Here is a 7,711-nt window from a genome sequence, read left to right as displayed (position 1 = left end):
GGAGAACTTCACGTTGATGAATTCGAGCACACTGTAAGAATTGGAGATTTAGTCCTAACAGGAGAAGATACAATCTCAATCGATGGATCAACAGGTGCCATCTATAAGGGAAGTCTTGAAACTCAACCACCACAACTACACGGTGCTTTCGGTACATTTATGGGTTGGGTTGACAAATTTAGAGACATGAAAGTAAGAACAAATGCTGATACACCAAGAGACGTATCCCAAGCCCTAGACTTCGGTGCTGAAGGAATCGGTCTATGTAGAACAGAGCACATGTTCTTTAAAGAAGACAGAATCTTCCAAGTAAGAAAGATGATACTTGCAAGCGATCTTGAAACAAGAAAAGCTGCCCTAGAGAAAATCCTTCCAATGCAAGAAGATGACTTCTATCAAATCTACTCACTCATGAAAGAAAGACCAGTAACAGTTAGACTTCTTGACCCACCTCTTCACGAATTCCTACCAAAGGGAGAAGGAGAAATCAAAGACCTTGCCCTTGAACTAAATATCCAACCAGCAAGAGTTAAAGAAAGAATAGCTGAACTTCAAGAAGTAAACCCAATGCTCGGTTTCAGAGGACTAAGACTTGCTATAATCTATCCAGAGATTGCAAAAATGCAAGCTCGTGCCATCATCCAAGCAGCTCTCCACTGCCACGAAGATGGAATAAAGGTGGTTCCAGAAATAATGATTCCACTATCAAGTGACGTAGTAGAACTATCTAGAGTAAAAGAAACTGTCAAAGAAGAAATAGAAAAAGTATTCGAAGAAAAAGGAAAGAAAATCGACTATCTACTTGGTACAATGATAGAAATCCCAAGAGCAGCTATAACTGCAGATGAAATCGCACAAGTAACAGACTTCTTCAGCTTCGGTACAAACGACCTTACACAAATGACCTTCGGTCTATCAAGAGATGACGCAGGTAAATTCCTACCAGCCTACATCGAAAAAGACATCTTCGAAAAAGATCCTTTCCAAGTCCTAGACCAAAAGGGTGTAGGATTCTTAGTTGAAACTGCAGTAGAAAAGGGAAGAAAAACAAACGACAAACTCCACATCGGTATCTGTGGTGAGCACGGTGGTGAACCAAGTACAGTTAAATACCTATACGGAGTAGGACTAGACTATGTATCATGCTCTCCATACAGAGTACCAATAGCTAAACTTGCCGCTGCCCAAGCTGCAATAGAAAACCCAAGAAATAAATAAGAAAAATAAGGCCTATGAGCAAAAGCTTGTAGGTCTTTTGCTTTTCCCTAAAATAGTAAACAATTATCAGAGATAAATAAAATAGAAAGGTGTCTTAATTACTGAAGAGATATCTCGACTACGCTCTATATAAGGCGAAAGAAAACGAAGTTTTCTCTCCTCTTCCCTTACCTCGAAACAAGCCCGTCCGGCTAATAGAAGACCGGAGAGGTCTCCCGAGAAATAGTAAAAGTATAATTCTTTTAGACCCAGCATTATAGTAATTCTCACAATTATAGCCATCTCTAATGGAATTGTCACAGTGAGCATAGCGAACTGATGAAATCGTGCCGGGCGGTCGGGCTTCGATTTTGAAAAAATCGAATTAGTGGGACTTATTTGAAAAATAAGTTCCAAGAACTCAAAGAGTTCAAAATCGAGGCTTTGCGTGGCGAAGTGCAACTAAGCCCGCAAACTGACACCGAAGGTGGCATCTCGAGCTTGTCGAGAGATCTATTTAATTTACCTACCGTCGAACGAATGTGAGAGATCTACAGTCTATGATGACATATAGATTATAAAGATTAAATTATCTACGCAAATGCATAAATATCTAAAGCTCCAATCACACAAGTCCCAAGGTTCTGTAGACCTCTCACTTAGTCCTCTCAGATCCGGACGGGCTTTTTTCGAGGTGGTTATCTGTGGGATTGTTTAATAAAAAATACATTAAATGATAAGAGATGTCTCGACTACGCTCGACATAAGGGGTAAGAAAACGAGGTTTTCTCTCCTATTCCCTTACCTCGACCGAAGCGGAGAGGTCTCACGTGTTATACTATAATTGCAAATAATTAAAACTTCGAAATATAGCAATAGATGTCTCGACTGCGCTCGACGGTAGTTTGCGGCCTCGGAGATAAGCCCGTCCGGCTCTAGGAGGACCTCACCTCGCAAAGCCTCGATTAAGGTCTGTCATCAATTCACTAACGTTCATTGTGACCAGAACCATTAGACATAAGGGCAGAAAATGAGATATCTCGACTTTCGTCCACTATAAGCGGAACATACGGGAAATCTTGACACACACCAGCCTCAGGATTAAAATCATTTACAAAATATTTTCCTAAGATTTTACCCTCCTATAGCAAATAAATGTTTATTAACTATTACTCTTGGGTATTATTCCTACTAGTAAGAGAGAATAATAATTTTAAGGAGTTTTAAATGAAAATTCAAGATAGATATGATTTATATATTAATGGTGAGTGGATTAAACCAGCATCGGGAGAATACCTAGATGCAATTAATCCTGCTACAGGTGAGAAAATTGCTGAGTTTGCTACTGCAAACGACGAGGATGTAGACAGAGCAGTTGCCGCTGCAAGAGCATGCTTTGAAGGAGAATATGGATCATTCTCTAAGGAAGAGCGTGCAAGTCTCCTCTTTAAGATAGCAGATAGAATTGAAGAGAACTTAGAAGATCTTGCTACAATCGAAACTATGGATAATGGTAAGGCAATTCGTGAGACAAAGACTGTTGATCTTCCTTGGGTTGTAGATCATTTTAGATATTTTGCTTCCCTCTTAAGAGCTGATGAAGACGAGATCTCTAAGCTTGATGGAAGATTTGTTTCAATTAGAAAGAGAGAGCCTCTCGGGGTTGTTGCTCAAATGATTCCTTGGAACTTCCCACTTCTTATGGCTGCTTGGAAGCTTGCCCCAGCTATTGCCGGAGGAAATACTATAGTAATCTCCCCTTCTTCTAACACTTCTATTGGTCTTCTTGAGATGATTAGAAGAATCGAAGACCTCCTTCCAAAGGGACTTATCAATGTCGTAAGTGGTAGGGGTTCTGTTACTGGAGAATACCTCCAACACCACAAGGGCGTAGATAAGCTTGCCTTTACAGGTTCTACAAGTGTTGGTCGTCACATTGGTATATCTGCAGCAGAAAACTTAATTCCTTCAACACTCGAGCTTGGCGGAAAGTCTGCCCACATTATCTTTGATGATGCCGATATAGAAAAGGCCCTAGAAGGTGCCCAAGTCGGTATTCTATTCAATCAAGGAGAAGTTTGCTCAGCAGGATCTAGACTCTTTATCCAAGAAGGAATCTACGATGAATTTGTAGAAAAGCTCGTTGAAGCCTTTGGTAAGGTAAAAGTCGGCAACCCTCTCGAAGCAGATACACAAATGGGTGCCCTAAGAGATGAGAAGAGAATCCCTGTTATAGAAGAATTTATCAAAAAGGCAACAGATGCAGGTGCAAAAGTCCTTGCTGGTGGTAAGAGACTTACAGAAAATGGACTCGACAAGGGAGCCTTCTTCGCACCAACTATTCTTGCCGATGTTCCAGAAGATAACGACGCCTATAGAGAAGAAATCTTTGGACCAGTTGTTGTGATAAAGAAGTTTAAGGACGAAGACGATGTTATAAGAATGGCCAACGACTCCCACTACGGCCTTGGTGGAGGAATCTACTCAAACGACCTATATAGGATAATGGATGTTTCAAATAGACTAAAGACTGGAAGAATTTGGGTTAACACCTACAACCAATTCCCTGCAGGTGCACCATTTGGTGGCTACAAGGATTCTGGTATAGGTAGGGAAACAGACAAGCTTGCCCTTGAAGCTTACACTCAAGTTAAAAATATTATCATAGATTCTTCCAAAGAAAAATTAGGTTTCTATTAAAATAAATAAAATTATTCACTCTAAAAGCCAACCCTTAAATGGATTGGCTTTTACTTTTAGAATGAAACTTTAAATATAAGTGCTATGACACAAAGAATAATGGCAATTGGTGTGTAAATATATTTTCCAATCTTATACCACTTATCCCCGTATTTTTTCTCTGATCCTTGATTAATCTCTCCAATAAGCTTATCCTTAGCTAGGATGTAGAACCATGTTACAGCTCCTATAGAAGCTCCAATTGGAATAATGTAGATTGATATTATGTCCATAAATGGTCCCCATTGGCTAATCATTTCCATATTGACACCTAGGCCAAATACGAAAATTCCAATACATACTAGGGCCACGTTTCTCTTTAACTTTGGATATCTGTTTATCAATGATTCTGCTACTACCTCAAACATATTCTGTAGGGAAGAAATACCTGCAAGAACTACTGCAAGATATAAGATTATAGCAAAAAGCCTACCCAAGAACATATCTTGAAGGATAGTAGGTAAGACTTGGAACAATAAACCAGGTCCTCCTGCCTGGTCCATCTTGTAGACCATAATAGCTGGTATTATTACGCATGATGCAAGTAGGGCAGCTATAGTATCTAGTAAGCCTGTCATCTTGGAAGATGATACAATATCCTCATCCTTACTTAGGTAGGCTCCACAAACTATCATCCCAGATCCCGTTACAGAAAGTGAGAAGAAGGCTTGTCCCATTGCTTGGACTATGGTATTGATATTCAAAGCTTCGCTATCATATCTAAACATATACTTGTAACCTTCGATCGCTCCGTCAAGAGTTAGAATCTTTATTGCCAAAATAACAAAAAGAACAAAGAAGGTCGGCATCATGAACTTGTTAGATTTCTCTATTGTCCTAGCCCCTCCTATGCATGTTATTAAGGTTAAGGCAATAATTACAAAGTGAAATCCTACTACTGAGTAAGGCTTTTGAGAGAAGCTATCAAACCATGTAGTAGTATCGGCATTCATCAAAGATCCAGTAAGAGAATCAATTAAGGCCTTACTAATATAAGAAACAATTACAGCGTAGCCCACTGCAATAAGCAAAGAACCCAATAGTGGAATAAAACCTATGTATTTTCCTATAATGGTATCCTTATTTTTACTCTTAAAAGATTTATAGTAAGCGCCCAAGGTTCCTGTACCTGCAAGTCTACCAGCAGCAAACTCACTTGAAAGTCCAACATAGGAAAAAATTACAATAAATACCAAATAAGCTAGTAAGAATACTAGACCTCCCTGTTGAAACTTGTAAGGAAAACCCCATACGTTTGCCATACCAACAGCAGAACCAACTGCCGTTAAAATAAAACCAATTTTTGAATTAAATTTATTCATATAAACTCCTTCGCTTTAGTGTGCTTATATCGCTTTAAAGCATGTTAGTATTATATCACAAACATTAAATAAGTAAAGTTTTTTTAAAAAATTTAATTTAAAAAATCCCCGAAGGGATTCTTACATAAGTATTGTCATTATACAAATCACTATTACCAGGGGTGTATAGAGATACTTTCCTATCTTATACCAGCTGTCTCCGTATTTTCTAGAAGAGCCTAGGTTGATTTCTCCTATTAGAGATTTCTTATCCAAGACATAAAACCAAGTTATGGCACCGATCATCGCTCCTATTGGAATGATGTAGATTGAAATAATATCCATAAAAGGACCCCATTGGCTGACCTTTTCTATATTGACTCCGACTACAAATACCAAGGCTCCTATGGCTATAAGGACTATTCTTCTATCCAATTTCTTAAATACATAGGTCACTGACTCGACTACTACCTCAAACATTATCTGAAGGGATGAAATACCTGCAAATAGCACAGCAAGATAAAGAATAATCGAGAAGAACCTTCCCCCTTCTATATTTTGAAGGATTGTTGGAAGAACTTGGAACAAGAGTCCTGGTCCTCCTGCCTGATCCATGGAAAAAACTATAACCGATGGAATCATCACCAAAGCAGCCACCATGGCCGCTATAGTATCGAGAAGCCCTGTCATTTTGGATGAGTAGATTATATCCTCATCCTTGTGAAGATAAGCCCCGCAAATCATCATGGCTGAACCTGTAATCGATAAGGAAAAAAAGGCCTGACCCATGGCTGAAACCACATTTCCCATATTTATCATCGACCTATCTATCCTAAACATATACCTATAGCCTTCCATGGCATTTGGTAGGCTGATGATTTTTATAGCTATGACTATAAAGAGGATGAAAAAGGCTGGCATCATAAACTTACTTGATTTCTCCAAAGTTTTGGCAGAACCAAGACAATTAATCAAGGTCAAAATAATTACACAAAGATGATATGGCCAAACTGAAAAGTCCCTTTCAGATAAGTCCTTGTACCAACTTCCTACATCAACACTCATCAAAGTCCCAGTTGCTGAATCAACCAAGGCCCTAAAAATATAGGCAACTACTACAGCATAACCAATTGTAAGTAGAACTAGACCTAGGAGAGGAAGTATTGATATAGCACGCCCTAGCTTAGGACTTTTCCCCTTGCTCTCAAAGGCCTTCTCATAGGAACCAATAGTGCCTGCCTCAGCAATCCTTCCTATAGCAAACTCACTAGAAAGTCCCACATAGGAAAAAAGACCTATAAAGAAGATATAGACTAAGAGGAAGAAAAGTCCCCCTTCCTGGAGCTTGTAAGGAAAGCCCCACACATTGGCCATACCCACAGCAGATCCCACCGCCGTTAGGATAAAACCAAGTCTAGAATTAAATTTGTTCATATTATTCCTTTCTATAAATAAAATTGTAAAAGTAAAATAAGAGTAAGAATCTCTTTAAACATATAAGAGAATACTTAAAGAGATATGTCTCGACTACGCTCGACGGTAGTTTGCGGACTCGGGAACAAGCCCGTCCGGCTCATGGAGGACCTCATGCTTATTATTTAGAACGATATTCATCGTTCTTTTATCCTTTGTTATTCCTTAACAAAGGATACTGCACTATTTTGCTTTGCAAAACAGTGGCCCATGACGAGGGCTTTCTCGATTTTGAACTCTTCGAGTTCTTGGAACTTATTTTTCAAATAAGTCCCACTTATTCGATTTTTTACAAAAATCGAAGCCCGACCGCCCGGCACTCTGTCATCAATTCACTAACGTTCATTGTGACCAGAACCATTAGAGATAAGGAGAAGGAAAGCTATGCTTTCACGAACTTATTAGAACGCCATTTGGCGTTCTTTTGACCTTTGTTTCTAAAAACAAAGGTCACTACACTATTTGTCTTTCAGACAAACAATGGCCCAACAGGAGGGCAACCTTATTTCGACTGAACGAAGTGAATGGAGAAATCTCATTATATTAGAGATATTAGAATATAATCGTGTATACATTGATATAATAGTAAAATAACCAATATCCCATCTCGAAATCAAGCCCGTCCGGCTATGAGAGGACATGTGAGAGATCTACAGTCTATGATGTTATTTATAAAGATTAACCTATCTACGTGAATACCTATCTAACAAAGTCTCAGACCAGACGTGTCCCAAGGTTCTGTAGACCTCTCACATAAAGTTCGAGGTGGCAAAGTAAAGAATTTTTAATAAAAATTACAAAATATGGTAAGAGATGTCTCGACTTACGCTCGACATAAGGTATTGAAAGAAAACGAAGTTTTCTCAGACTGTTGACAAAATCAAAATAACCCTTATTTCGACCGAACGGAGTGAGCGGAGAAATCTAATGAGATCTCTCCATGCGTTCGTTTCACTCTCTTAGTCGAGATAAGGGTAACTTAACGATAAAATAAATTTCGA

The 7,711-nt window shown here is 38.9% G+C and carries 4 protein-coding genes; 2 read left to right on the top strand and 2 right to left on the bottom strand.

What is annotated here, in order from left to right; all coding sequences use genetic code 11:
• A partial coding sequence (locus MRZ08_RS00375; protein ID WP_366110919.1) for a putative PEP-binding protein occupies positions 1-1,218 on the top strand: 1,218 nt, incomplete at its 5' end.
• A gap of 1,206 nt (positions 1,219-2,424) precedes the next feature.
• Positions 2,425-3,897 carry an aldehyde dehydrogenase family protein gene (locus MRZ08_RS00370; protein ID WP_290878666.1) on the top strand — a complete coding sequence of 491 codons (1,473 nt, stop codon included), beginning with the start codon at positions 2,425-2,427 and terminating at the stop codon, positions 3,895-3,897.
• Between the two features lie 56 nt (positions 3,898-3,953).
• On the opposite strand, the gene MRZ08_RS00365 is transcribed toward MRZ08_RS00370, so the two are convergent.
• Together MRZ08_RS00365 and MRZ08_RS00360 are read right to left on the bottom strand one after the other, a co-directional pair.
• Positions 3,954-5,258 carry a sodium-dependent transporter gene (locus MRZ08_RS00365; RefSeq protein ID WP_290878663.1) on the bottom strand — a complete coding sequence of 435 codons (1,305 nt, stop codon included), beginning with the start codon at positions 5,256-5,258 and terminating at the stop codon, positions 3,954-3,956.
• 120 nt (positions 5,259-5,378) lie between these two features.
• Entirely contained in the window at positions 5,379-6,671 is a 1,293-nt protein-coding gene (locus MRZ08_RS00360) for a sodium-dependent transporter (RefSeq protein ID WP_290878660.1), read from the bottom strand.
• Positions 6,672-7,711 lie beyond the last annotated feature (1,040 nt).

Origin of the sequence: Anaerococcus sp., from assembly GCF_022770135.1 — a bacterium.
Lineage (GTDB): Bacteria > Bacillota > Clostridia > Tissierellales > Peptoniphilaceae > Anaerococcus.
Note: the sequence above shows the minus strand (reverse complement) of the source record. Positions and strands in the feature narration are given on the sequence as shown.